Source organism: Neisseria macacae ATCC 33926 (assembly GCF_022749495.1).
Taxonomy (GTDB): Bacteria; Pseudomonadota; Gammaproteobacteria; order Burkholderiales; family Neisseriaceae; genus Neisseria; species Neisseria macacae.
In genome coordinates, this window is record NZ_CP094241.1 from 2,195,912 (window position 1) to 2,222,063 (window position 26,152).

A 26,152-nucleotide genomic window follows, 5' to 3' on the forward strand; every position below is an offset into this window, starting at 1 on the left:
GACATCACGCCCCACTCTGCCCCGATTCGGTCAGCGAATCCAAAAAGGCAAAGAGTTTCGCGTTCATCTGCGTAAAATCGAAACGCTCGATTTCATCGGGATGCTGCACATAAGCCTGCGTCCTGCTTTGCGCCGCCAAGTTTTCGCGCCCGTCGGCAGCAATCAAGAGGCCGACGGCGGCGCGGTCGAATTCCAAATGCGCCTGAAACGCATAATGCTTGGGAGAGAAGCGGACAATCTGGCGCGGACAACCTTTGCTCGCCGCCAATACTGCCGCCCCATCCGTCAGTCCAGGCATATCCCCGTGCCAATGTCCCGCAAGGAAAGACGCGCCCAACAAGGCGGTATGCGGGTCGTTCAAACCTTCCTGCGTCAACTCGACCGGATACACGCCGATTTCACGGTGCGGGCTACGCCCGTGCCGTGCGCCGTAGGCGACGGACAAAAGCTGCGCGCCCAAGCACACGCCGACAATGTACTTGTCCGCCGCCACCGCCTGACGCATCAGGCGCAGCTCGGCTTCAGGGTCGTAATACGGAAAAGCCTGCCTGTCTTCATCGGGCGACTGCGGCCCGCCCATGACAATCAGAAAATCGATACCGTCCGCATTTTCGGGCAACGCTTCCGACTCATAAACCTTAGTCAACGCCGTACGATGCCCGCGCGACCGCGCCCAATCCCAATACGCGCCCGGCACTTCAAAATCCTCGTGCAGGATGAAATGGACGTTCAGCGTTTTCCCCCGCGTACCGCCGTCATGGCGAAGTTCCTGCTTCATCAGTTTTCTCCCTTTGCAACAAGACCGATATTTACAGCAAACCGTGTTGCAACAGTTTCTTACGCAGCGTATTGCGGTTCAATCCCAAAATCACCGCTGCTTTGGACTGATTGCCGCCGCATTGTTCCATCACACACGCAAGCATCGGCTTTTCCACTTGGTGCAACACCATGTCGTACACACCGCAAGGCTCCGTACCGTTCAAGTCTTTGAAATACTGTTGCAAATTCTGTTCAACGCATTGCGCAATATCGGGGATGGGTTGTTTCATAACATATCCTCCTTCGTTGTTTTTAAAGATGACAGGTCGTCTGAAACGGGGTTCAGACGACGTTTGTTGAGTTTGAATTAAATAGATTGTTTTTTATTTCGATAAAACTGTGTTTTCAGACGACCTGATATTGCCGCCATTTCCGGATAAGAATCATCCTGTTGGCCCGACAACCCAAGCTATCCGCTGATAACCTTAATCCCCAGCAAAGCCAACGTTCCACCGCAAAATCGGTCTATCCAATGACCGAAACGCTGAAAACGTTTGCTCACGGCAGGGGCGGACAACATCAGCGCGACAAGGCCGAGCCAAACGAACAGCATCAGCGCCATCCATACGCCGTAAACCCCCATCTGCCACATCGGCGTATCCGGCGACAATACGACAGTAAACAGCGACAGCATATACACGACCGCCTTCGGGTTCAGCACATTGCACAACACCCCGCGCCATATCGTTTTCCATGTCGGTTCATCCGCCATATGGTCCTTACGGATTTCGACCGTCCCGCCCGCAGCTTTCGCGCGCAAACCTTTATAGCCGATATACAGCAGATACAGGCCGCCGACGATTTTGACCGCGGTCAGAAGCGGGGCGGACTGAGCCACCAGCGTGACCAAGCCGAGTACGGAATAAATAATGTGGATACCGAATCCCAACGCAATGCCCAGCGCGGTCAACATTCCGGCAGCCCGCCCCCGGCTCAACGCCTGCTGCGAAACGAGTACAAAATCGGGACCGGGCGACATGCACGCCAAAAAATGTACGCCGGTGATAATCCAAAAGCCATGCCAAAAAGTCATACTGAAGCCTTTTGTATTAAAGAGGGGGTTGTAGAAAGGCGCATCAGCCTTTAAGAATGAATGAAGATTAACCATCAAGCCTTCACCATGCCGGATTACAGTCCACGCAACCTACTCCCCCAAGCAGGTAATCTTGCCAACCTTTTCTCCGTCCGGTTCGATTTCTGCTACATGATCTCCATATTTATCATCCCAAAAGAAACGCCCGTTTTTCTCATACCAAGGTTCGCCCAGTACATACCAAGCCTTGTCCAAACTGTCACCGGGGCGGATGGTTTCGCATGTCGCTCTACTCTTAAACGCACTCAACATACACGCATCATGTTGACGACAATCGGGATTCATGCACCTGCCCTTGTCGTCATTCCAATTGCGATCCATTAATTTACAGGCTATCAAATTATAGTCATAAGCATAAAACCCGTATCCTGTCATCAACAGCGCAGCAATACCTAAGCTTTGTAAACGCGGCGTTAATTTCATATTTACTTCTCGCAAGATAAAAAGGTCGTCTGAAACGCCCTAACCTTCACGATAATCACACACCCAGCGGTCGGTTTTCTCCGAAAGCGCCTCAAGATAGGCGGCAAGGGTATCGTATTGTGCCGCTGCGCTGTCCAAGCGGTTGATGTCCCGGCGTGTCTGCTCGCCGTCGGGCATTTCGTCGATGTACCAGCCTATGTGTTTGCGGGCGATGCGCACGCCGGCGACTTCGCCATAAAACGCGTGCATGGCGCGGATGTGGTTCAAAATGGTGTCGTTGCATTCTGCCAAGCTCAAGGCAGGCGGCAAAACGCCGTGTTCGGCATAATGTTTCAAATCGCGGAAGAGCCACGGCCTGCCTTGTGCGCCGCGCCCTATCATGATGCCGTCGGCGGCGGTTTGTTTGAGGACGGCGGCGGCTTTTTGCGGCGAAGTGATGTCGCCGTTGACCCAGACGGGGATTTTCAGACGACCTTTGGTCTCGGCAATCAGATCATAAGCCGCTTCGCCTTTATACATTTGCGTGCGTGTGCGTCCGTGGACGGCAAGGGCGGCAATGCCGCGATCTTCGGCGATACGGGCGATGGCAGGCAGGTTTTTGTGGTCGTCGTGCCAGCCCAAACGGGTTTTGAGGGTAACGGGAACGTCCACCGCGCGGACGACGGCTTCGAGAATGGCGGCAACCAGCGGCTCGTTTTGCATCAGCGCGCTGCCGGCTTGAACATTGCAGACTTTTTTGGCGGGACAGCCCATGTTGATGTCGATAACCTGCGCCCCGAGGCTGACGTTGTAACGCGCGGCATCCGCCATCTGCTGCGGATCACTGCCGGCAATCTGGACGGCAACGATGCCGCCCTCATCGGCAAAATCGCTGCGGCGCAGGGTCTTTCTGGTATTTCTAAGCGTCGGGTCGCTGGTCAGCATTTCGCACACCGCCCAACCTGCGCCAAAATCTCGGCAAAGTCGGCGGAACGGTTTGTCCGTAATGCCCGCCATCGGGGCGAGTGCAATGGGATTGTCGATAATGTAGCCGCCGATGCGCATGGTCAAACCGCCGTATGGAAAGGGCTGCCATTGTACAATTTTTAAGCAGGGTTTCCAATGGGATTTACTTTGACGGATAGGAAAAAAGGTCGTCTGAAAAAGTTCAGACGACCTTTGTTTTCCATTTACCTTGCTATTTTACTAAGTCGGCTATACCTGCCAAAATCAATGCGGCAAAGATAGAGACTGAACTCCCTATCATCAGAGAAAATAAGTCAATCAAACCCGACAACGCGCCCGTAAGAAGCAAAGCCAAAACAATCCATGTTCCATAAGGTTCGATTTGACGAAACTTCATAGACCATTTTGCATTGAGGAAAGAGTCAAGAATGACGCCACCATCGAGCGGCAAAATCGGAAGCAGGTTAATGACGATCAAAACTATATTGATTGTCATACCAAACTGGGTCATGATCATTAATGGGTCAACATACGCCTCAGGGACAGCGCCACCTAAAAACGAGAGCATCGCCCAGAAATACACCAGAATCAGATTGGTTACCGGACCGGCAACTGCAATCCATCTCCGCGCGCTGCGCACATTCTTAAAATTGCGGGCATTAATCGGTATGGGGCGTACCCAGCCGTAAACAAACGGTGTTAACGCCAGGCTCAATGCAGGTACGATGATTGTTCCTATCAAATCGATATGCGCCATCGGATTTAATGTCAACCGTCCGAATTGTAATGCGGTGGGGTCGCCACAGCGATATGCAACATAACCGCGTGCAATCTCACGCATGACCAAGGAAAGCATCACCGGTGGGATAGCAAGCAGCACATAACTGAAATCAAAGTTTCCAAACATAGTTTTCCTTAAAAAGGTCGTCTGAAAAACTCAGACGAAATACACCAAGGGCGCATCGTAGGTAAACACTGTCAAATTTGCAATAAGCAGGCCGCTCGAGAATCTCGGCGGCCTGTCGGCAGATGATTATTCTTCAGTTGCTGAATGTTCTTCAGTATTTTCTTCGGAATCAGTTTCTGCCTCTGGATCATAACCCGATGGCAACAATAATCTAGATATGATGGGTACTGTCAACTCTTTTATGTCGATGACTTTTTCGCTTGCAGGCTTAAACTTGAATACGGGTTTGCCGTAATTGTGGTAAATACTTTCCATAACGATGTTCAACGCCTGAGTGTTGCTTTTGCTGTTGACCTGCGTATAAATACGCGTTGCCAACAATCTGCCTTTTCCATTCAGATAGTAGTCATAATAGAGAGGCATGCCGACCATCTTTTCAAAGCCGGAGTGCATTGAGAGGCCTTTCTCTTTTGTACTGTCTATAAACTCGCCAAAGAATTTTTCAACTTTCTCGTAGCCTTCAGCCGTAGAGCCTTCCTCCGGTTTTTTCTTCAGAGCATCAAATTCTTTTTTGAATTCTTTAGCGAAAGCGTTGATAAAGAGCGGGTCATATTCGTCTTTATGGGTGTAATGGATGCGGTATTTTGCTTTGTTTTGCTTACCGAATTCATCCATATTTTCAAGGCGGTATGCCTCAGCAGGAGCAGCTTTGCTGGCTTCAATATAGGCTTTGAATGCCGCCTTTGCGGCATGACGCAAAGGAATGCCTTTGACCATCTCTTCATCTTTAAGCTGTATGCTGATAGGTTGCTCTTCAGCCAAACGCTTACGGATCTCTTCGCTCGTAAAGATGCTCATAATCATCGAACTGAGCAATGGCTGGTCAATAGTCAGACTGAGATTTTCACCATCAATCAGCATGGGAGATTGGATATTCAATTGCTCATTACGATGGTTAATCGAGATAGCAGGAATCCACTCGGCTTTTTTGGCAGGCAGGTCAATGGCTATATGCGATTTCAAACGCACACCTTCCAAATAACGTCCGACAACCGGATATTCTTGCCATTTATCGATCATTTCAGGGAACCATTTATCATTGTCGGTGTCCAGCAAGGCTTCTTTCAGCTTGGTCTGATCTTCTTCCGAAAGTTCGATTCCGTCTTCGTTCAATTCTTTGACTTGTTTGTCAAGTTCGGCTTGATCCTTCTTTGTTTCTTCCAAACGGGCTTTTTTCTCGCTTTCCGGCGCTACCCCTGCTTCGGCAGTAGAAGTATGAAACTTCACTTCGCTATCAATGTTATAGCTGTAATCATCCGTATAGACGCGATCAAGGGAAATTGCCATCATTTCATGGGCAGATTTGTTTTCAAGGCTGCTGCATGCGCTCAAACCAAATGCCGCCGCCAATACTAGACAAAACGTCTTTTTCATTTACTGTTCCTTAAAAAAACAATCCAATGGGAATGTAAATGACTTTTAACACAAATAATTTAATGTGACAACATCATTGTATTGTTCGGTTTCTAAAAACGCTGAAAGGTCGTCTGAAACGGCAATTTACCGTTTCAGACGACCTTTTAAACACCATTACAAAATGCCGTTATGGTAAGTCTGATCATCAATCATGGTCGGATATTTCGGGTGGTTGGCATAAACAGTATCGTGGATTGCTTCAACTTTGTTATGCACATGACCCAATACATCAGAAAGCGCGATGTCCTTATCGGTTGTATTCACATCTTTCAATTGGTCGCCATTATGGGTATTGCTGCCGGCAAAGGTATCGACATCTGCCTCATGCTTCAACCAAGTCGCATACAGTTTGCCTTTGATGTCGGTATGCAGGGTATTGTTGGCAACATTCAACGTGGCTTTTCCTACGCCGTCACCGGTACTGTTGACATCCACAATGGCATCGTTCAGTTTGCCGTGGAGAGACAACGTATTGTTGGTCACGTTGTACTCTTTGGCATTGGTACGCATATAGGCGAATTCACGATAACCGGCCGACTCTTCGCGAACGGTAATATTGTTGTTGTTTAACGTTATCGAACCATGCAGGGGGACATCCGAGCGGTGTTCTTCAAAATAGAACGGCACGGCTCCCGGTGCAATTTTTCCGATATTGGCAGTATTGTCGCTGATATTGATGGTGCCCGTACCGATACCGTCGTGTTTGCTGACATGATCATATGTGTTGTTAATCACTGCCATCAGGTATTTGGTGGACTCACCGTCGATTTTGTTGTCGGTAATATTCAGCGTGTAATCCATTTTGTTTTCATGGTTACGGAATTCGATGCCATAAGTTTGGATGTGGTTTTGGTACACTGCCAAATTTTTAATGGTATTGCCGCTGATGTCGTAATAACCTTTATCCGCCGTATGCAAATCGCGCAATTGGGTATTGGTTTGCACTTGGATGCCGGAATACATATGGTAATACCTACCTAAATCATCATCCATATAAAGACGGAAATTCGGGTCTTGCGTAATAACGTTGTCTTTAATTTTCACGTTATCCATGGAAAATTGGCGGTTGTAGGCAGCGATACCATACAGACGGTCGCCATTTAAGACATTGTTTTCGATAACGATACCGGTGCCATCATGCACATCCAAACCTTTACGGTAGTTATGGTCGGTCGTATTGTTGCGGAAAGTAATGCCGTAGTTGTAGCTGCCTGCCATGGCAGTCATGCCATAACCTGTACCGCCATCAGCCTCGTGACCGTTCCACTCCAATCTATTGCCTTCGCCGACAAAGTTCTTTTGATATCCGACCATCGCGCCGGCAACACGGTTGTGGTGCAGATAAGAGTCGACAATACGGTTGTTCTCACCCAAAGGCAGATGGTCATATTGTTCGTTGATTTCACCGCTTTGGACGCGTGCTTTGTAAGTTTGGCTCTTACCTGCTTCCCGAACCAATGCATCAGTCGATGTAAACATCACACCGGCACGGTTGACTCCGGATACTTCGACTTTGCTGATTAAAGTATGATCGGCATCGTTGACCAAAATGCCGCTGACTTTTCCGAAGTAGCTCAAGCCCTTCCGGTAAAAGTCCGGATTGGTATATTTAACAGAAAGATTCGCAATCGTTTTATGGCTTTGTCCATCCACCAAAATACCGGCAAATGCGCGAATATCATCGTGATTGGTATTGGGGTTGAACACACCGACCTGCGCTTTATCAAAGGTGATCAGCGTTTTACCCATGCCTGAACCAAAAATACCTTTGACACCTGAATTATTGCCATTGATGACAATTTGATCGGAAATATAGTAAGTACCGTCCATGAACAGCATGGCTTTTTCTTTGTGTGCCGCAGTCAATGCCGCTTTGATGGCTGCCAAGCTGTCTTTTTTCCCGGTCGGATCTGCGCCAAAATCATTGACGTCGATGTATCTGCCAAATTCTTTCGATTGATGAACGGTGTAGTTGGAAACCTCCCCTTCTTTTACTTCATCTTGATGATTGGCTTGATGTTCAGCCTGCCTGGCAGTATGGGCTTCATTGGATTTTGAAGTATTGTGTCGAGCCGTTTCTTTATTGTCACCAGCCTGATTGTCTTCATGTTTGTGGGCAACCGTTACCGCTGGTGCTGAATGTGCCGCTTTACCGTTGGTTTGATGATGGTGTGCGACATCATTTTCAGTATGTTGCGCTTTCTCGGCAGCCTGTTTTTCAGCCAGGATTGCTTTGGTTTTAGCGGCAATTTCCGCTTGTTTGGCTGCATGTGCGGCTTTTGATTTTTCTAACGCTTCAGCCTGTCTTGCTGCCGATGCTGCTTTGGCTTTTTCCAAGGCTTCGGCTTGACGTACTGCAGCGGCGGCTTTTGCCTTTTCCATAGCTTCTGCATGTCTTGCAGCGGCGGCGGCAACAGCTGCCTGTCTGGCAGCTTGGTATTTTGCCATGACCTGCTCTTTGGCTGCTTGAGCTTCTGCCTGTTTGCGTGCAACAACATCAGCACGGAGAACCTGAGACATGATGGCCATTTCTTTGCTGGTTAATTTACTGCGGTCGGCAACCGGCGCCGGTTTGGTATTTTTTGAAGTATTGACTGCGGCAGTATCGGCAGAGGGCGTATGTTGCAGACCAAAAATTTTATCCTGTCCCCTCAATTGTTTAGGGAGGGCTGCTGCCAGATTCAGACCGCCAAAAGAATGGTCGTAAATCAATTTGTTCAATGCAGAAGGAGCATGGCCGGCATGATCTTGGCTTGCGGCTACTGCATGATTAGATTGAGAAGTTTGACTTTTAGTGTGAACTCTTGTTTGTCCGAGATTGAAGAAAGAGTACGTGGTTTTAGTTGACATAATATATTTTCCCTAGTTTAAAAGCCGCAGACTTGCGTCTGAGGCAACGAAAGCAATGCTTTCCTACCCTTTTTCAGCGATTTTTATATGTCGTTTGAATGATTTGAAATCATTTCCATCGTCATTTAAATAGCTGTAACGATTATTACTCATTCTAAAACCTCAAAACCTGACGCTCTTTTTTTAATCCTTCCGCCTTTTAAACATAAAACCGCACTTAAATATCCCTATAACATTCAGACGACTTTTCATGATCTTGTAAAAGTCATTCCAAAGCTCTCACTTTGGAACAGTCATCTTGTAATGTCACATTAATATATTAAACACTGCTTTACATTAAAAAACGAAAACCTAAGTCTATCAGAGTTCTAGAGTATCTATTTAGTTCACTGCGATGTCGATTTAAGTCCCTTTTTTCGACATTTTTCAGCAACTAAATATACCAAACGAGTAATGAAATGATTTTAGCATATTGAATTGGTATAATTACATTTTCATAACTTAGCAAATATTAAAATTTTTTAATTATTTGAAAAATAGAAAAATTTTTTTATTTTTTAGTTCAAATAGTGACTGTTTTTCACAACAACGCACCAAACATCGGGATATTTTTTTACAAATGGCACGACAAAATCTGTTTACAAAATAAAAAGGTCGTCTGAAAAGAAATTTTCTTTCAGACGACCTTTGGATCTGTTCTATTAATACGAAATCAAATCAGCACACTTCAACCAACCAGCCATGTTTGTCTTCCGCCAAACCGTATTGGATGTCGGTCAAGGCTTTGCGCAAAGCGTAGCCGCGTTCTTGGCTTTTCACTTCGATTTCTTTGCCGTCGATGACAAAAGAGGTTACGGGCGAAATGACGGCGGCGGTACCGGTCAGAATCGCTTCCGCGCCCTCTTCGACTGCGGCTTTGAGTTCGTCCACGGTGAAGTTGCGTTCGCTAACGGTGTAGCCTAAGTCTTTGGCGACGGTCAGTACAGAATCACGGGTTACGCCGTGGAGGAATTCGTCGGTCAACGGTTTGGTGATGATTTCGTTGCCTTTAATCAGGATAAAGTTGGACGCGCCGGTTTCCTGTACGTCGCCGTTCGGGCAGAACAGGACTTGGTTTGCACCGTGTTCGGCTTTTGCCTTCAACACCCAAGGCATGGCGGAGGCGTAGTTGCCGCCGCATTTGACGCGGCCCATGTGCGGTGCGCAGCGGATGTGTTCGGTTTCAACCAAAATTTTCACGGGTGAACCGGCTTTGAAATAGTCGCCGACCGGAGACGCGAGGATATAGAGCAGCGCAGTTTCGGACGGCGAACCGGCTTTGCCGATAACGGGGTCGGTACCGATGAGCGTCGGGCGCAGATACAGCGCGGCAGGCGCATCGGGAATTTCGTCGGCGGCGCGTTTGACCAATTCGATCAGGGCATTCAGATAGGCTTCGGTTTCGGGGCGCGGCAGGTGCAAAATATCTGCGCTTTGCTGCATACGGGCGATGTTTGCCGTCGGGCGGAACAAGACGATTTTGCCGTTTGCCTGACGGAATGCTTTTAAACCTTCAAAGCATTCGCTGCCGTAATGCAGGGCGTGCGCGCCGGGCGCGAGGGTGAGGTCTGAGGAAGTTTGCCATTCGGTCGGCTGCCATTTGCCGTCCTTGTGGGCGATAACGGGCATTTGGGCGTGGAAGATGCTGCCGAACACGGCGGGTACGGGTCTGCTCATGGTGATTGCCTTTCTTATTCTGTTTGGTTCTGTTTAGATATTAAAAGTTGAAAGATACGCCTGTACGGATGGTTTTGACAAGTCCGAATACTTGTTTCGCAAACAGCTTTCGCCCAAGCCCTTGCCTGATAACGAAATACGGAAAACCATCCATTCCGATACGCATACGAATTGTCGGCAATCATGCCTACCGTGTACTACATATATATAATGAAGCCTAAGGTCGTCTGAAAACTGCTGCACATCCTATCCGAAACAATCCAAATCGTTTAAACTAAGCCGCATCTGCGGCAAACGGGTTCGGAAACGGAATCCCTATCGACCGCCTATTGAATTTTCAGACGACCTTTTCAAAACTTTCCGACAGGCATACCGCCGGAGACATCCATGAAACTGATTTATACCATTATCAAAGTCATCATTTTATTATTGTTTTTACTGCTCGCCGTCATCAATACCGACAGCGTCGCCTTCCACTACCTGCCCGGTCAGAAAGCCGATTTACCGCTGATTGTCGTCCTCTTCGGCGCATTTGTCATCGGCATCGTGTTCGGCATGTTCGCCCTGTTCGGCAGACTTTTGGCGCTGCGCAGCGAAAACAACCGCCTGCGTGCCGAAGTCAAAAAACACGCGCATTTGAGCGAAAAAGACCTTGCCGCCCCCGTACCGCAGCAACCTGCGCCGCAAACGACGACCCCTGCCAAACAACCCGTACAAACGCCCAAGCCTTAAAAAAGGAATCACATGGACAACGAATTGTGGGTCATCCTCCTGCCCATTACCCTTTTGCCCGTCTTCTTTGCCATGGGCTGGTTTGCCGCCCGCATTGACATGAAAACCGTGTTAAAACAGGCGAAAAGCGTGCCTGCCGGCTTTTACAAAAGTCTGGACGCATTGGTTGACCGCAACAGCGGCCGTGCTGCCCGCGAACTGGCGGAAGTCATCGACCAGCAGCCGCAGTCTTACGACCTCAACCTGACCTTGGGCAAACTCTACCGTCAGCGCGGCGAAAACGACAAAGCCATCAATATGCACCAAGCCCTGCTCGACTCGCCCGATACCGTCAACAAAAAACGCGCGCGGGTATTGTTCGAACTCGCGCAAAACTACCAAAGCGCAGGCTTGGTTGACCGTGCCGAACAAATCTTCATCGGCTTGCAGGAAGGCAACATGGCGCGTGAAGCCCGTCAACACCTGCTCAGCATCTACCAGCAAGACCGCGACTGGGAAAAAGCCATCGAAACCGCGCAACTCCTCAGCCACGATGAGCAGACCTACCAATTTGAAATTGCACAGTTTTATTGCGAACTTGCCCAAACCGCGCTGTTCAAATCCAATCTTGACGCCGCCCGTTACAACGTCCAAAAAGCCTTGGACGCCAACAAAAAATGCGCCCGCGCCAACATGATTTTGGGCGACATCGAAACCAAACAGGGCAATTTCCCCGCCGCTGTCGAAGCATACGGCGCCATCGAGCAGCAAAACCATGCCTACCTGAGCATGGTCGGCGAAAAACTCTACGAAGCCTACGCCGCCCAAGGCAAACAGGAAGAAGGGCTGAACCGGCTCATCGGTTACATGCAGACTTTCCCCGATTTAGACCTCATCAACGTCATTTACGAAAAAGCCCTGCTGCTCAAAGGCGAAAGCGAAGCCGCCCAACTTGCCATCGACCTCGTGCGTCAAAAACCCGACCTCAACGGCGTATACCGCCTGCTCGGTTTGAAAATCAGCGACATGAATCCCGCATGGAAAGCCGACGCCGACATGATGCGTTCCGTCATCGGCCGCCAACTCCAACGCAGCGTCATGTACCGCTGCCGCAACTGCCACTTCAAATCCCAAGTCTTCTTCTGGCACTGCCCTGCCTGCAATAAATGGGAAACCTTCACGCCCAATAAAATCGAAGTGTGAAGTAAACCAACAAAAAGGTCGTCTGAAAAAAGTTTCAGACGACCTTTTACCTATTCCCTGCCCTACACCGCCACGGCGGCCTTGATGTGCGGATGCGGGTCGTAGCCTTCCAACTCGAAATCTTTAAACTTAAATGCAAACAAGTCTTTGACTTCCGGATTGATTTTCATCACCGGCAGCGTGCGAGTGTCGCGGCTCAATTGCAGTTTTGCCTGTTCGAAATGGTTGCTGTACAGATGCGCATCACCCAAGGTATGGATAAATTCGCCCGCCTCCAACCCGCAGACTTGGGCAATCATCATGGTCAACAGCGCGTAACTGGCAATGTTGAACGGTACACCGAGGAAAATGTCCGCGCTGCGTTGGTAAAGCTGGCAGGACAATTTGCTGTTGGCAACGTAAAACTGAAACAGCGCATGGCAGGGCGGCAATGCCATTTCATCCACCAGCGCGGGATTCCATGCCGACACAATCAGGCGGCGGGAATCGGGGTTTTTCTTGATTTGCTCCACGACGTTGGCAATTTGGTCGATATGGCGGCCGTCGGGAGCAGGCCAACTGCGCCATTGGTAGCCGTACACAGGCCCCAAGTCGCCGTTTTCGTCCGCCCATTCGTCCCAAATGGAAACATTATTATCTTTCAAATATTTGATGTTGGTATCGCCTTTGAGAAACCAAAGCAGCTCATGGATAATCGAGCGTAAGTGCAGCTTTTTGGTGGTCAGCAGCGGAAAGCCTTGACTCAAATCGAAGCGCATTTGATAGCCGAACACCGAACGAGTGCCTGTACCGGTACGGTCGGATTTATCGGTACCGTTTTCGAGAACGTGGCGCATTAAATCGAGGTAGGCTTTCATTGGTGTCCTTTAAGGGTGTGTGTTGTTGGAGATGATTTGGGGCGTATTGTATAGCAATTTGTCGATTAACAGCATAATCAAGGTCGTCTGAAAACTGGAAACTAGATTCAGACGACCTTTACATTATCCGTTATGGATTGTCCTGAAACACGTTTTTCTACCTGAAACAAAATTCGTTTTTTAAGGTGTTATTTTCTTTCCTAATCCTGTTTTCCAAGGGTAATTTTCGTAAAATTGTTGACAATATTGACTGTTTTCACATGAAAATTTGCGCTGAATCGAATTTTTTACACTCTCTCGTTTCAAATTTCTAGTTTAATTACTTAAAATATATAACCAACTTATTTTAAAATGATGAAATTTTCAAAAATATTTTTATATTTTATTGGCTATATATATCAAATAATAAAATTCTCAAAAAAATAATGTCAACAATTTTCATCAAAACTGCTTGGCAGGCAAAAAAATTAGGTTTATATTGCTTTCCACAAATTCATCATCCTTTCCAATCTAATCCACAGGGAGCATAAAATGACCGATTTGAACGCCTTGTTTGCCAACCTCAAACAACGTAACCCCAATCAAGAGCCGTTTCACCAAGCGGTTGAAGAAGTATTCATGAGCTTGGGCCCGTTTTTGGCAAAAAACCCGAAATACACCCAACAAAACCTGCTTGAACGCATCGTCGAACCTGAGCGCGTCATTATGTTCCGCGTCACTTGGGTGGACGACAAAGGACAAGTCCAAGTCAACCGCGGCTACCGTATTCAAATGAGCTCCGCCATCGGTCCTTACAAAGGCGGCTTGCGCTTCCACCCGACCGTCGATTTGGGCGTATTGAAATTCCTCGCCTTTGAACAAGTGTTCAAAAACGCCTTGACCACCCTGCCTATGGGCGGCGGCAAAGGCGGATCCGACTTCGACCCCAAAGGCAAATCCGACGCCGAAGTGATGCGTTTCTGCCAAGCCTTTATGAACGAACTCTACCGCCACATCGGTCCGAACACCGACGTACCTGCTGGAGACATCGGCGTAGGCGGCCGCGAAATCGGTTTCCTCTTCGGTCAATACAAAAAAATCCGCAACGAATTTGCCTCCGTCCTGACCGGCAAAGGCCTCGAATGGGGCGGCAGCCTTATCCGTCCGGAAGCGACCGGCTACGGCACCGTGTACTTCGCCCAATCCATGCTGCAAACGCGCGGCGATTCGATTGAAGGCAAACGCGTGCTGATTTCCGGCTCCGGCAACGTCGCGCAATACGCCGCCGAAAAAGCCATCCAGCTGGGCGCGAAAGTGCTGACCGTTTCCGACTCCAACGGCTTCGTCCTCTTCCCCGACAGCGGCATGACCGAAGACCAACTCGCCGCACTTATCGAGCTGAAAGAAGTCCGCCGCGAACGTGTTTCCACCTATGCCAAAGAACAAGGTTTGAAATACTTTGAAAACCAAAAACCGTGGGGCGTTGCCGCCGAAGTCGCCCTGCCCTGCGCGACCCAAAACGAATTGGATGAAGAAGCCGCCAAAACCCTGCTGGCAAACGGCTGCTACGTCGTTGCCGAAGGTGCGAACATGCCTTCTACTTTGGGCGCGGTCGATCAGTTCGTCAAAGCGGGCATCCTGTATGCACCGGGCAAAGCCTCCAACGCCGGCGGCGTGGCAACTTCAGGCTTGGAAATGAGCCAAAACGCCGTCCGTCTGGCTTGGAGCCGCGAAGAAGTTGACCAACGCCTGTTCGACATCATGCAAAGCATCCACGAATCCTGCCTGAAATACGGCACTGAAAACGGCAAAACCAACTACGTCAACGGCGCGAACATCGCCGGTTTCGTCAAAGTCGCCGATGCGATGCTGGCGCAAGGCATTGTGTAAGTCTCATTGTCCTGACTTTAGGCTGTGGAAAGGTCGTCTGAAAACCTTGATTCAAGGTTTTCAGACGACCTTTTTTACTGTTCGGAACTGCTTATAGCGGCTTCAAAGGCAGACACACAATAAAGCGCACCTTAGTATGATTTCAAACCTGCCTCGTTTTTTATAGTGGATTAAATTTAAATCAGGACAAGGCGAGGCAACGCCGTACTGGTTTAAAGTTAATCCACTATAAACGGACAAAAGGTCGTCTGAAAAAGCCAAATTCAGCTTTTCAGACGACCTTCTTTCATGTTTTCTAAATCAAACGCCTTTAAAACGCTTCGCCGACTTTCACGCCGCCGGCGGTGTCTTTAGGCGTGGCAAGTTGCGCGGTCATGGCTTGGGCGGCTTGGAAATCGAGCGTTTGCATCACGGCTTGGGCGGCTTCCTTGCCCAATGTGTTCGCCATGTATTGCCAGCGGCTTGCCAAATCGGGATTTACGGGGATTTGGAAGCCGTCGCGCAGTTCGTCCACGAGGTCGGGACGGTTGCAGACAAGGACGATGTCGCAGCCTGCCGTAAAGGAAGCGTTTGCACGTTCTTTGATGCCGCCCGCTGCGCCTGCGCCTTCCATCGTGAGGTCGTCTGAAAAGATAACGCCTTTAAATCCGATGTCTTGGCGCAGGATTTGTTTGAGCCATTTTTCAGAGAAACCGGCGGGATTGCCGTCAATTTGCGGATAAACGACGTGGGCGGGCATGACCGCCGCCATGCCTGCGCTGCTTAAGGCGCGGAACGGAATCATGTCGGCGGCTTCGAGTTCGGCAAGGCTGCGCATGTCTTCGGGTTGCACCAAATGGCTGTCGCCTTCGACGAATCCGTGTCCGGGGAAATGTTTGCCGCAGGATTTCATGCCGCCTCGGTTCAGACCTTTTTGCAGGGCAAGGGCAAGTTGGGTCACAGTGTCAGCGTTGCGGTGGAAGCTGCGGTTGCCGATGACGGGGCATGTTCCCCAATCGAGGTCGAGGACGGGCGTGAAGGAGAGGTCTATGCCGCAGGCGGTCAGTTCCGTCGCCAATACCCAGCCGACCTGCTCGGCTTTTTCTTTGGCGGCGGCTTCGCCTTCGGCATTCCAAATCTGCCCTAAAGTGTTCATGGCGGGCAGTCGGGTGAAGCCTTCGATAAAGCGTTGCACCCTGCCGCCTTCGTGATCGACGGCGATGATGAGTTCGGGCGTGCGCAGTGCTTTGATTTCTTGAACCAGGGCTTTGAGCTGCCCGACGTTTTGGAAGTTGCGGCGAAACAGGATGACGCCACCGATAGACGGATCGAGCAGGCGTTGTTTTTCTTCCTCGGTCAGACAATAGGCAGCGACGTCTGCCATAACGGGACCGCGCGGGATGGAATGGGGAGCGTTCATTTTTGGATTCCTTAAAATGTTTTCAGACGACCTTAAAGTACCAAAGGTCGTCTGAAAACGGGAAAACACGTCAGGCAGCTTTGCCTTTTTTATCTTTCAGTATGAAGATGAGGGCGGTCATGACGACGCCGGTGGCGAAAAAGCCCAGCCAAGCCGATTGCGTCATGCCCAACACGAGGTAGCCTGCCGCTGCCGCGCCTGCGACGGTCAGGGCGTAAGGCAGTTGCGATGTAACGTGGTCGATGTGGTTGCAATGCGCACCGGTGGAAGACAGGATAGTGGTGTCGGAAATGGGCGAACAGTGGTCGCCGCACACCGCGCCTGCCATCACGGCGGACATACACGGGATAACCAACGATGCATCGACTTTAACCGCCATCGCTGCGGCAATCGGCAGCATAATGCCGAACGTGCCCCAGCTTGTGCCCGTGGCGAACGCCATCACACTGGCGAGCAGGAAGAGGATGACGGGCAGGAAGCCGGGATGGATATTGTCTGCAACCAGCGTGGAGAGGTAGTCGCCGGTGTGCATTTCGCTGACGACGGTGCTGATGAGCCAGGCAAGAATCAGGATGGTAATCGCGCCGAACATCGAAGATATGCCCTGACGGACAGCTTTGGGATAGTCGGCGGCCTTGATGGTGCCGAGCGTGCAGAGGACGACGGCGAGTACGCCGCAAGTACCGCCGAACACCAGCGAAGTGTTTACATCGGTATTTTCAAACGCACCCAAAATGCTGAAGGTTTCGCTTGCCTGCGCACCTGTGTAAATCATGGCGGAAACGGTGGATGCGATCAACACCAAAACAGGGATAATCAGCGCGTAAACCCTGCCTTTAGGGCCGTCCGAGCCGGCGGATTCGTCATGGGTTTCCTGCAATGCCGCTTTTTCAAGGCGCGCCATCGAGCCGATGTCAAAGGAAAACCATGCGACGACAAACACCATGATCAGCGCGAACAGGGCGTAATAATTCATCAGGCTCATGGCGACGAACACACCCATCGGCGTGTATCCGGTGATGTGGTAAGTAACGAGCAGACCTGCCAGCGTGGCGATAATCGATGCGCCCCAGCTTGAAACCGGCATCAGTACGCACATCGGCGCGGCGGTGGAATCAAGGATATACGCGAGTTTGGCGCGGGAGACTTTGAATTTGTCGGTAACGGGACGGGCAATCGCGCCGACGGCGAGACTGTGGAAATAGTCGTCGATAAAGGTAACGAATACGAGGCAGGCAGTCAGCATTTTTGCGCCGCGCCGCCCTTTGATGTGTTGCTTCGCCCAATCGGCAAACACCTGATTGCTGCCCGAAAAAGTTAAAAGAGAAGTGAAAATACCGAGCAACAATAAGAAAATCAGGATTTTAGGTTTTCCCAGCGACCAATCGCCGTCTGCCCAAGCCAGTCCGACCACCATGTCTTTCAGGTGTGTCAGTCCGTCAATCGGGCTGCCGCCGACCAAAAAGGCAACGCCGACCAAGATACCGATGCCCAAAGACAGCAGCACGCGGCGGGTGATGACGGCAAGCGCCAATGCCAAAAACGGCGGCACGACGGATAAAAACGAATGTGAATAATCAATCAGGTGCATAATATTTTTATTAATAGGAAGTCAATCGGAGCGGAACGTTTTCAGACGACCTTTGAATGCGATTGTTGACAAAGCCAAAAGAGCAAAACCATCAAAAAACAAACAAATCAATAAGTTGCTAAAATTACAAAATACCCGCCACCTTAGGATGGCGGGTATTCTATCATTGAATGGCGCTTGCGTTGCACCTTATTGCAGGGTCAGGGCGAGGAAAAGCGTATTGCCGTCGCGCTGAACCAGCAGCGGCACATTTTTGCCCGCGCCTGCCAACGCGCTGCGGAAGCTCGATTCGTCGTTGACGCTGATTTGGCTGACGGCGAGGATTTCGTCGCCGCGTTTGAGTCCGGCACGTTCCGCCGCTCCGCTGACGCGGGAAACAATCAGGCGGCTTTTGCCTGCACCTTCATCGACGCGCAGGGTCAGTCCCGTATTATCGACGGTAAAGCCGTCCGCCGGATTTGCCTGCTGCGGCTGCTCGGTAGCGCGTGAAGACGTTTCGTTCTGCTCCGCCATGCTGCCGAGTTTGACTTTCACATTGATTTTCTCGCCTTTGCGCCATACTTCCAGCGAAACTTCCTTACCCGGCAGCATCGAGCCGACCATAACCGGTAAATCGCTGGACACGCGCACTTCTTCGCCGTTAACGCTGCGAACGATGTCGCCCACTTGCAATCCTGCCTGCATGGCAGGGCTGTTCGGCATCACTTTGGCAATCAACGCGCCGCTGGCTTTGTCCAAGCCGAACGATTTCGCCAGATCGTAAGACACTTCCTGAATAATCACGCCCAACTGACCGCGCTGAACCTTACCGCTGGTTTTCAACTGCTCGGCAACATTCATCGCCACATCAATCGGAATCGCGAAGGAAATGCCCATAAATCCGCCGCTTCGGCTGTAAATTTGGGAGTTGATTCCGACTACCTGACCTTTCAGGTTAAACAGCGGGCCGCCGGAGTTACCCGGATTGATGGCAACGTCGGTTTGGATGAAAGGCGTGTAGCTTTCGTTCGGCAGGCTGCGTCCTTTGGCGGACACGATGCCCGAAGTAACGCTGTTGTCAAAGCCGAACGGCGCACCGATGGCGGCAACCCATTCGCCCGGTTTCAAATCTTTCGGATTGCCGATTTTGACGACGGGCAATTCTTCCGAAGCGTCAATCTTCAGCAACGCGACATCGGATTGCGTATCCGATCCGATCAGCTTGGCGGTGTATTCGCGTTTGTCGTTGAGCAGGACTTTGATATTGCCCATGCCGGCGACGACGTGGGTATTGGTCAGGATATAGCCGTCTTTACTGATGATGAAGCCGGAGCCGAAGTTCAAATCCTCGTCGGCAGACTGGTCTTCCGGCATATCGGGCATATTCGGGACAAGGCGTTTGAAAAACTCGTAAAACGGGTCGTTGTCAGGGAACTGGCTCAAATCCATGCCCTGCTCTTCAGACTGCCCGCTGCCTGCGGCACGCCCTGCGGGGGAGGCTTGAATATTGACCACCGCCTGACCTTCGTTTTGCACCAATTGTGCGAAATCGGGCAGCAGCATACCGACGCTGCCGTCGTCTTTGGAAGGTTCGATTCTTTGTACGAATTCTTCGCTTTTACTGTCGCCGCCGAAGAAGCCGCTGATTTTGTCACAGCCGCCCAAGGCCAGCGCAGAAGCCGTTACCAAAGCAAAGTATCTGTATTTGTTCATTTTTTCGCGCACCGCGTTTCCTTTTCCGAATAACGGATTGTGTTCTTGCATCTTAAAAACCGGGGGTCGTCTGAAACTTTTATCGTTTTCCAACCCGATAAGGTCGAATTTTACCTTTTGCCCATATTTTTTCAAGCATTTCATTTTAAATAAAAAAATGCCGTCAGAAATTTTAACCTGATAGAAAGGTTGTTTTGTTGATTGTTTACAATTTATCAATGTTTACATCAACTTCGCGCCATACTCGCACAAATCATTAATGATGCACTTCCCGCATTGCGGCTTCTGCGCCTTGCAGGTGTAGCGTCCGTGCAGAATCAGCCAATGGTGCGCATCCATCAAAAACTCTTTCGGCACAAAGCGCATCAGCTTGTCCTCTACCTCGCGCACATCCTTGCCCGGCGCGATTTTGGTACGGTTGGATACCCTGAAGATGTGCGTATCGACCGCCATGACGGGATGGCCGAACGCCGTGTTCAACACCACGTTTGCCGTCTTGCGACCCACGCCCGGCAACGATTCCAAAGCCTCGCGGTCTTCCGGCACTTCACCGTTGTATTTTTCCAGCAGGATGCGGCAGGTCTGCATGATGTGTTTGGACTTGGTTTTATAAAGCCCGATGGTTTTCGTGTATTCCATCACACCGTCCAAACCCAAATCCAACATCGCCTGCGGCGTATTGGCAACCGGAAACAGCTTCGCCGTCGCCTTGTTCACGCCCACGTCGGTCGCCTGCGCCGACAGCAAAACGGCAATCAAAAGCTCGAAGGGTGAATTGAAATGAAGCTCGGTGGTCGGATGGGGATTGGCAGCGCGGAAACGCTCGAAAATTTCTTGGCGGATCTGTTTGTTCATGGGGGTACGGGTAGGATTGGTGTGTGTCTTTATCGTTTGCCCGATTATAACGCAAAAGGTCGTCTGAAAACCTATGCCGAAGGTTTTCAGACGACCTGTCTATCCCGTCGCTTTACGCGGTTTCTTTCTTGCTCAACGTCAGACCCGTCCAGCCGAACAGCAGCGTCAAAATCAGGCTCAGATAGCAGAAGAAGGCATAAGGCAGGTATTCCCAAACGGGTACGCCGAGGGCGTGGCTGATAAATACGCCGCAGACGCTCCACGGCACAAGCGGATTAATGACCGTACCCGCGTCTTCCAGCGTGCGCGAAAGGTTGCGCGAATGCAGTCCGAGCTTGTCGTACACGGGTTTGAAGGTTTCGCCGGAAAGCAAAATACTCAAATATTGTTCGCCGATGAGGAAATTGACGCCGACCGACGTGGCGGCAACGCTGAAGGTGGCACGTCCGGCGGTAGTCAGGAACGCGCGGATGGCGTCCAACAGCGACGGAATCACGCCGAGCGTAAACAATAATCCGCCCAAACTCATGCCGAGAATCACGATGGTTTGCGTGAAGAACATGCTTTCCAAACCGCCGCGCGAAATGAGTTTGGCGATGTCTTGAAACGCTTCGCCTTCAAGTTTGTAGCCGCCGTAAAACCATGTGCCGAGCTGGTTCAAGTCGGGCGTGCTGTGGAAATAAGTTACCGCAAGCGCGGCGAGGATGGTGAAAAGCATAGCGACGACGGCGTTGATACGCAACAACGCCAACACGACCAACAGCGCAAACGGAATCAGCGAATAGCCGTGCACCAAGCCCGTCGCTTCGAGCTGGCTGCGGAAGGATTCGACGCTGTTCAAATCGTGGGCGGCAACATTGGGCAAGAGCCACAGCATCAATGCTGCGCTGATGAGCCACGCGGGAATGGTGGTGTACATCATGTTTTTGATGTGTTCGAACAAATCAATGCCGACGATGGAGGCGGAAATGCCCGTGGTATCGGAGAGCGGGGACATTTTGTCGCCGAAGAACGCGCCGGAAACAATCGCGCCAGCCGTCATCGCCAAATCGGCATGAAACGCCGCCGCCATGCCCATAAAGGCAACGCCGACAGTGGTGCAAGTGGTCAAACTGCTGCCGATGGACACGCCGATGACGGAACAGAGCGCAAAGGCGGAGAAATAGAAATAAGTAGGGGAAATCAACCCGAAACCGTAATACATCAGAGTCGGAATCGCGCCACTCATCATCAGCGCGCTGACCATCAGCCCGATGAAGAAAAACAGGTAAATCGCGCCCATGCCCTGCCCCACCGCACCGACCATGCCTTTTTGCATGTCGTTATATTTCAACCCGCGCGCGAGGCCGTAGAGGATGAGGACGGTAATGGCGGCGATGATGGACATATGGGGCAGCCAGCCCAGCGAAATGATGGTATAACCCATCGCTCCGATTAACGCCGCAACGACGGCAAGCGCCTCTTTGCGCGGCATATCGAGCAGTGATTTGAATGCAAACATATTGCTTTGCCTGTTTTGTATGTATTTAACGAAGTTTAGCACACGGGGTCGTCTGAAAAACCGCTTTTCAGACGACCCCGTGATTTTTTATGAATGTAATAACGGATTTTAGTTGATGCGATATGGTTTTAAATTTAATTTTTTGAAACAAAATATCCTTATTTTCAAAATAAAGCCGTATTATTTCTTTTTATCATGATTAAATTGCCCCTCGCGCAAAAATGTTGCGGTCTGCTCGGCGGTAATGTGTTTAAACAGCATACCGCTGTGGCTGACGGGCAAGATAACGTGGTCGCGCATATTCGGGCAGCGGGTTTCGCTGACCAAAACCGTACCGTCGTGTTCGCCGTGCAAGCCCAATACGCGCCCCAGCCCGAGCGGCTTGTTGCCGGCGATGCTGCCCAGTTCGATATGTTCGGGCAAATCGGGCGTGCCGCCGTCAAGCGCATCGCGATACGCGCCGCCGAGTACAGGCGTTTTCAATCCGAGCCGGAACACCCTTTGCGCAGCCCTGCTGCCTTGGTGGGGCGTGCCGAAGGTAACGATGCGTCCGGTAATTTTTTCGGGATGGGCGGCGGCAAAGTGGCGCAACACCAGCCCGCCCAGACTGTGTCCGGCAAAATGCAGAGGCTCGCCCGTATCGTGTTTTTCAACAAACTCTGCCAACGCCTGCGTGTGCTGCGGCATGGTGTGCCAGACGCTGTAATAACCGAACAGGGCAACGTCAAAGCCCTGCTTTGCCAGCATATCCGCTAAAGGTTTCATCACCCAAGAGTGCATGTGCAGTCCGTGCAATAAGATGATTTTCGACATGAAGACCTCCTGTATTTTTGCCGCCAGCATTATGCCATAAGTCAGTCAGACCGTATTGCGGACGCATTTTGTCTTTTGAAAACGGGTTTAAGCTCCGGTTAAAATCTGTTGCCGTATTTTCAGACGACCTCGGTTTGGGCGGGTCAGGTTTACAAGTCCGCCGCAAAGAAAAGGTCGTCTGAAAACCTGATTTCCAAGTTTTCAGACGACCTTCCGTTCAAACCATGCTTACTCGTCGGCTTTATAACCTTTGAGGGCAAAGAAGACGATGTAGAGGTAGCACACGGCAGGTGCAACATAAGAAATCATCATACCGAAATCATCAGCAATCTTACCTTGCAAGACGGGAATCAGCGCACCGCCAACGATGGCGGTACAAAGAATACCTGAAGCAGAATTGGTGAATTTGCCGAGATTTTTGGTCGCCAGCGAGAAGATGGTCGGGAACATGATGGAGTTGAAAAAACCGATGGCAATCAACGCCCACATGGCGATGTCGGCATTGCCTTTACCAACCATGATGGCAATGACGAGCAAGGCGGTGGCAACCGAGGCATTAAAGGCAAGGTAGCGGTTCGGCGCGACTCGAGCCATCACCGCCGAACCGAGGAAGCGTCCGACCATGGCACCGCCCCAGTAGTACGACAGCAGTTTTGCACCTTCGGCATGGCTCAATCCTTTCAGGAAGCCCAAAATATTGACCATGAAAGAGCCGATGGATACTTCCGCGCCAACGTAGCAGAAAATGCCGACCACACCGAGAATAAGGTGTTTGTATTGCCACACACTGGTTTTGCCGTCGTGATTGTGTTCGCTTTCCTCAACGGCAATTTTGCGCGCATCGGGCAGACGGATCATTTTTACGAAAACGGCGAGGAGGATCAACAATCCCGCCAAACCCAAATAAGGGATTTGGACGGAGGCGATTTGCTCGGCTTTGCTGGCTTTCTGAGCCGCATCTGCCAAAATGAAATGTGCACCGATTATCGGAGCAATAGTCGTACCCAATGAATTGAATGCCTGCACCAAAGTCAGCGTAGCGGATTCTTTGCCCGGTTTCGCCAGCAGGGTCACATACGGATTACCCGCAACCTGCAACAGGGTGACACCCGAAGCAAGAATGAAGAGCGCGCCCAAGAAAGTCGGGTAAGATTGGCTGTCTGCAGCAGGATAAAACAACAAGCATCCGACGGCGGTCAGCAAGAAGCCGCCGATGACGCCGTTTTTATAGCCGATTTTACCGACGAGATGCCCCATCGGAATCGACATGATGGCATAGGCGGTAAAGAAGCAGAACTGAACCAGCATCGCCTGAAAATTAGTTAGCGTGAAAATTTTTTGCAGATGCGGAATCAAGATGTCGTTCATGCAGGTAATGAAACCCATCATGAAGAAAAGCGCGGTCAGGACGACCAGCGCGGAATTATGGTTTTGTTGTGATGGCGTAGACATGATTTGCCTTTCGATTTATTGGAATTGACCGTACAAACAGTTAATATCCGTTAATAACGGGCCGAATCATACTGGCTTTTGCCATTCTTGCAAACACTGAAAACACGCCGACTACATAGAGTTTCAGCAAGATTCTGTCCGATAACGCATTTTTATAGACAGAATCCGTCTGAATTTTACAATTAACCTACCCGCAAACGACTTAAAATCTTATTTCAGACGACCTTTGACCTGACGCAAACTTATCCGCCATGCCCCTCATTTACGCCTATCTCGGACTTGCCGCCTCCGCCTTTACCTCCGCCACCATCCTGCCCGGCACATCCGAAGCCGCCTTCGCCGCGTTTATCTATAACTATCCCGAACAGGCATACGGCGCGTGGTTGTGCGCCGGACTGGCAAACGGCTTGGGCAGCATGGTTTCCTATTGGATGGGGCGGCTGATTCCGTCCAAGAAAAGGTCGTCTGAAAAGACCCTGCGCCTGCTCCGACGCTGGGGCACCCTGCCCCTTTTGTTTGCCTGGCTGCCCGTCATCGGCGACGCGCTGCCCATTGCCGCAGGCTGGCTCAGGCTCAACCCCTACACCTCCGCACTCATGCTCCTGACCGGAAAAATCCTGCGCTACGGCATCATCCTCGCCGGTATCAAAGGCATGATGTAAACCATTTGCGCAAAACCTGCCGCATTCATTTTCAGACGACCTGAAACAGCGTAAAATCCCAAAGGAAATATCCCATCCCTTCATTTTTTTCAAAGCGAGAAATCATGTTCTTCAAGCACATCGAAGCCGCCCCCGCCGACCCCATCTTAGGCTTGGGCGAAGCATTCAAAGCCGAAACCCGTCCCGAAAAAGTCAACCTCGGCATCGGCGTTTATAAAGACGCATCCGGCGCGACCCCCATCGTCAAAGCCGTCAAAGAAGCCGAAAAACGCCTGCTCGAGAGCGAAACCACCAAAAACTACCTCACCATCGACGGCGTTGCCGACTACAACGAGCAAACCCAAATCCTCCTCTTTGGAAGAGACCACGAAATCGTCGCCAGCCGCCGCGCCAAAACCGCCCAAAGCCTCGGCGGCACAGGCGCATTGCGTATTGCCGCCGAGTTCGCCAAACGCCAGTTGAACGCACAAACCGTCTGGATTTCCAACCCCACATGGCCCAACCACAACGCCATCTTCAAAGCCGTCGGCATCCAAGACAAGCCCTACCGCTACTACGACGCCGCCAAACACGGCCTAGACTGGGACGGCATGATTGAAGACCTCGGCCAAGCGCAAAAAGGCGACATCGTCCTGTTGCACGGCTGCTGCCACAACCCCACCGGTATCGACCCCACGCCCGAACAATGGGAAACCCTCGCCAAACTCTCCGCCGAAAAAGGCTGGCTGCCCCTGTTTGACTTCGCCTACCAAGGCTTTGGCAACGGCCTCGAAGAAGACGCATACGGCTTGCGCACCTTCCTGAAATACAACAAAGAATTGCTCATCGCCAGCTCCTATTCTAAAAACTTCGGCATGTACAACGAACGCGTCGGCGCATTCACCTTAGTCGCAGAAGACGAAGCAACCGCCGCCCGCGCCCACAGCCAAGTCAAAACCATCATCCGCACCCTCTACTCCAATCCCGCCTCCCACGGCGCGAACACCATCGCCCTAGTGTTGAAAGACGCGGATTTGAAAGCCCGATGGATTGCCGAACTCGACGAAATGCGCGGCCGCATCAAAGCCATGCGCCAAAAATTCGTCGAACTGCTCAAAGCCAAAGGCGCAGCTCAGGACTTCGACTTCATCATCGAACAAAACGGCATGTTCTCCTTCAGCGGCCTCACGCCCGAACAAGTCGACCGCCTGAAAAACGAATTCGCCATCTACGCCGTGCGCTCCGGCCGCATCAACGTCGCCGGCATTACCGATGACAACATCGACTACCTGTGCGAAAGCATCGTAAAAGTGTTGTAATCCGCATCAGGCAATACCAA

22 protein-coding genes are annotated in these 26,152 nt (G+C 50.9%); 5 read left to right on the top strand and 17 right to left on the bottom strand.

Annotation, left to right across the window (positions count from 1 at the left end; all coding sequences use genetic code 11):
• Positions 1-4: 4 nt before the first annotated feature.
• The 9 genes from MON40_RS10550 to ilvE all read right to left on the bottom strand — a co-directional run bounded on the left by MON40_RS10550 (position 5) and on the right by ilvE (position 10,229).
• The gene (locus MON40_RS10550) at positions 5-778 is read right to left on the bottom strand and encodes a glutamine amidotransferase-related protein (RefSeq protein ID WP_003776678.1); all 774 of its coding nucleotides are present in this window, start codon (positions 776-778) and stop codon (positions 5-7) included.
• Positions 779-809: 31 nt separating this feature from the next.
• Positions 810-1,049: a Fis family transcriptional regulator gene (locus MON40_RS10555; protein ID WP_003761869.1), complete on the bottom strand. Its 240-nt coding sequence runs from the start codon at positions 1,047-1,049 to the stop codon at positions 810-812.
• Between the two features lie 179 nt (positions 1,050-1,228).
• A complete protein-coding gene (locus MON40_RS10560) occupies positions 1,229-1,852 on the bottom strand; it encodes a LysE family translocator (RefSeq protein WP_242925906.1) in 624 nt (207 codons plus the stop codon).
• A gap of 111 nt (positions 1,853-1,963) precedes the next feature.
• Positions 1,964-2,335: a hypothetical protein gene (locus MON40_RS10565; RefSeq protein WP_003776673.1), complete on the bottom strand. Its 372-nt coding sequence runs from the start codon at positions 2,333-2,335 to the stop codon at positions 1,964-1,966.
• Between the two features lie 39 nt (positions 2,336-2,374).
• Complete coding sequence (dusB, locus tag MON40_RS10570; protein ID WP_003776671.1) at positions 2,375-3,379, bottom strand: tRNA dihydrouridine synthase DusB; 1,005 nt, start codon at positions 3,377-3,379, stop codon at positions 2,375-2,377.
• 133 nt (positions 3,380-3,512) lie between these two features.
• The gene (locus tag MON40_RS10575; protein WP_003776669.1) at positions 3,513-4,187 is read right to left on the bottom strand and encodes a site-2 protease family protein; all 675 of its coding nucleotides are present in this window, start codon (positions 4,185-4,187) and stop codon (positions 3,513-3,515) included.
• Between the two features lie 126 nt (positions 4,188-4,313).
• Positions 4,314-5,621: a hypothetical protein gene (locus tag MON40_RS10580; RefSeq protein ID WP_003776667.1), complete on the bottom strand. Its 1,308-nt coding sequence runs from the start codon at positions 5,619-5,621 to the stop codon at positions 4,314-4,316.
• Positions 5,622-5,777: 156 nt separating this feature from the next.
• Positions 5,778-8,513, bottom strand: coding sequence for a right-handed parallel beta-helix repeat-containing protein (locus MON40_RS10585; RefSeq protein WP_003776666.1), 2,736 nt, complete (start codon positions 8,511-8,513; stop codon positions 5,778-5,780).
• 717 nt (positions 8,514-9,230) lie between these two features.
• Entirely contained in the window at positions 9,231-10,229 is a 999-nt protein-coding gene (gene ilvE, locus MON40_RS10590; protein WP_003776663.1) for a branched-chain-amino-acid transaminase, read from the bottom strand.
• 387 nt (positions 10,230-10,616) lie between these two features.
• Here ilvE and MON40_RS10595 point away from each other — a divergent pair, with 387 nt between their 5' ends.
• Together MON40_RS10595 and lapB are read left to right on the top strand one after the other, a co-directional pair.
• Entirely contained in the window at positions 10,617-10,961 is a 345-nt protein-coding gene (locus MON40_RS10595) for a LapA family protein (RefSeq protein WP_003776658.1), read from the top strand.
• Positions 10,962-10,973: 12 nt separating this feature from the next.
• On the top strand, positions 10,974-12,143 hold the full coding sequence (gene lapB, locus MON40_RS10600) for a lipopolysaccharide assembly protein LapB (protein WP_003776656.1): 1,170 nt from the start codon (positions 10,974-10,976) through the stop codon (positions 12,141-12,143).
• Between the two features lie 62 nt (positions 12,144-12,205).
• Here lapB and MON40_RS10605 read toward each other — a convergent pair whose 3' ends face one another.
• Positions 12,206-13,000, bottom strand: coding sequence for a thymidylate synthase (locus MON40_RS10605; protein WP_003776654.1), 795 nt, complete (start codon positions 12,998-13,000; stop codon positions 12,206-12,208).
• A 531-nt stretch (positions 13,001-13,531) separates the two neighbouring features.
• On the opposite strand from MON40_RS10605, the gene gdhA reads away from it, so the two are divergent.
• Positions 13,532-14,869, top strand: a complete 1,338-nt coding sequence (gdhA, locus tag MON40_RS10610; protein ID WP_003776652.1) for an NADP-specific glutamate dehydrogenase — start codon at positions 13,532-13,534, stop codon at positions 14,867-14,869.
• 310 nt (positions 14,870-15,179) lie between these two features.
• Here the strand turns inward: gdhA and nagZ are convergent, their stop codons facing one another.
• From nagZ to MON40_RS10645, 7 genes are all read right to left on the bottom strand, one after another.
• Entirely contained in the window at positions 15,180-16,268 is a 1,089-nt protein-coding gene (gene nagZ / locus MON40_RS10615; RefSeq protein WP_039862753.1) for a beta-N-acetylhexosaminidase, read from the bottom strand.
• 70 nt (positions 16,269-16,338) lie between these two features.
• Positions 16,339-17,859 carry a Na+/H+ antiporter NhaC family protein gene (locus MON40_RS10620; RefSeq protein WP_003776647.1) on the bottom strand — a complete coding sequence of 507 codons (1,521 nt, stop codon included), beginning with the start codon at positions 17,857-17,859 and terminating at the stop codon, positions 16,339-16,341.
• Between the two features lie 189 nt (positions 17,860-18,048).
• Positions 18,049-19,602 (bottom strand): DegQ family serine endoprotease, encoded by a 1,554-nt coding sequence (locus MON40_RS10625; RefSeq protein ID WP_003741735.1) that lies wholly within the window; start codon positions 19,600-19,602, stop codon positions 18,049-18,051.
• Positions 19,603-19,773: 171 nt separating this feature from the next.
• Entirely contained in the window at positions 19,774-20,406 is a 633-nt protein-coding gene (nth, locus tag MON40_RS10630) for an endonuclease III (RefSeq protein ID WP_003758214.1), read from the bottom strand.
• 112 nt (positions 20,407-20,518) lie between these two features.
• Positions 20,519-21,907, bottom strand: coding sequence for a Na+/H+ antiporter NhaC (gene nhaC, locus MON40_RS10635; RefSeq protein ID WP_003776644.1), 1,389 nt, complete (start codon positions 21,905-21,907; stop codon positions 20,519-20,521).
• Positions 21,908-22,087: 180 nt separating this feature from the next.
• Entirely contained in the window at positions 22,088-22,720 is a 633-nt protein-coding gene (locus MON40_RS10640) for an alpha/beta fold hydrolase (protein WP_039862751.1), read from the bottom strand.
• Positions 22,721-22,948: 228 nt separating this feature from the next.
• A complete protein-coding gene (locus tag MON40_RS10645) occupies positions 22,949-24,172 on the bottom strand; it encodes a sugar MFS transporter (protein ID WP_003776640.1) in 1,224 nt (407 codons plus the stop codon).
• A 251-nt stretch (positions 24,173-24,423) separates the two neighbouring features.
• Between MON40_RS10645 and MON40_RS10650 the strand changes: the two genes are divergently transcribed.
• On the top strand, positions 24,424-24,834 hold the full coding sequence (locus MON40_RS10650) for a YqaA family protein (protein ID WP_003776639.1): 411 nt from the start codon (positions 24,424-24,426) through the stop codon (positions 24,832-24,834).
• A 104-nt stretch (positions 24,835-24,938) separates the two neighbouring features.
• A complete protein-coding gene (locus MON40_RS10655; RefSeq protein WP_003776637.1) occupies positions 24,939-26,132 on the top strand; it encodes an amino acid aminotransferase in 1,194 nt (397 codons plus the stop codon).
• Positions 26,133-26,152 lie beyond the last annotated feature (20 nt).

Coding starts and splice junctions, on each gene's coding strand:
- MON40_RS10550 (WP_003776678.1), bottom strand. CDS start 778: ATGAAGCAGGAACTTCGCCATGACGGCGGTACGCGGGGGAAAACGCTG.
- nagZ (WP_039862753.1), bottom strand. CDS start 16,268: ATGAACGCTCCCCATTCCATCCCGCGCGGTCCCGTTATGGCAGACGTC.
- MON40_RS10640 (WP_039862751.1), bottom strand. CDS start 22,720: ATGTCGAAAATCATCTTATTGCACGGACTGCACATGCACTCTTGGGTG.
- MON40_RS10620 (WP_003776647.1), bottom strand. CDS start 17,859: ATGCACCTGATTGATTATTCACATTCGTTTTTATCCGTCGTGCCGCCG.
- MON40_RS10625 (WP_003741735.1), bottom strand. CDS start 19,602: ATGCAAGAACACAATCCGTTATTCGGAAAAGGAAACGCGGTGCGCGAA.
- nth (WP_003758214.1), bottom strand. CDS start 20,406: ATGAACAAACAGATCCGCCAAGAAATTTTCGAGCGTTTCCGCGCTGCC.
- MON40_RS10655 (WP_003776637.1), top strand. CDS start 24,939: ATGTTCTTCAAGCACATCGAAGCCGCCCCCGCCGACCCCATCTTAGGC.
- gdhA (WP_003776652.1), top strand. CDS start 13,532: ATGACCGATTTGAACGCCTTGTTTGCCAACCTCAAACAACGTAACCCC.
- MON40_RS10645 (WP_003776640.1), bottom strand. CDS start 24,172: ATGTCTACGCCATCACAACAAAACCATAATTCCGCGCTGGTCGTCCTG.
- dusB (WP_003776671.1), bottom strand. CDS start 3,379: ATGCGCATCGGCGGCTACATTATCGACAATCCCATTGCACTCGCCCCG.
- MON40_RS10585 (WP_003776666.1), bottom strand. CDS start 8,513: ATGTCAACTAAAACCACGTACTCTTTCTTCAATCTCGGACAAACAAGA.
- MON40_RS10605 (WP_003776654.1), bottom strand. CDS start 13,000: ATGAAAGCCTACCTCGATTTAATGCGCCACGTTCTCGAAAACGGTACC.
- MON40_RS10580 (WP_003776667.1), bottom strand. CDS start 5,621: ATGAAAAAGACGTTTTGTCTAGTATTGGCGGCGGCATTTGGTTTGAGC.
- MON40_RS10575 (WP_003776669.1), bottom strand. CDS start 4,187: ATGTTTGGAAACTTTGATTTCAGTTATGTGCTGCTTGCTATCCCACCG.
- MON40_RS10595 (WP_003776658.1), top strand. CDS start 10,617: ATGAAACTGATTTATACCATTATCAAAGTCATCATTTTATTATTGTTT.
- MON40_RS10560 (WP_242925906.1), bottom strand. CDS start 1,852: ATGACTTTTTGGCATGGCTTTTGGATTATCACCGGCGTACATTTTTTG.
- lapB (WP_003776656.1), top strand. CDS start 10,974: ATGGACAACGAATTGTGGGTCATCCTCCTGCCCATTACCCTTTTGCCC.
- ilvE (WP_003776663.1), bottom strand. CDS start 10,229: ATGAGCAGACCCGTACCCGCCGTGTTCGGCAGCATCTTCCACGCCCAA.
- nhaC (WP_003776644.1), bottom strand. CDS start 21,907: ATGTTTGCATTCAAATCACTGCTCGATATGCCGCGCAAAGAGGCGCTT.
- MON40_RS10565 (WP_003776673.1), bottom strand. CDS start 2,335: ATGAAATTAACGCCGCGTTTACAAAGCTTAGGTATTGCTGCGCTGTTG.
- MON40_RS10650 (WP_003776639.1), top strand. CDS start 24,424: ATGCCCCTCATTTACGCCTATCTCGGACTTGCCGCCTCCGCCTTTACC.
- MON40_RS10555 (WP_003761869.1), bottom strand. CDS start 1,049: ATGAAACAACCCATCCCCGATATTGCGCAATGCGTTGAACAGAATTTG.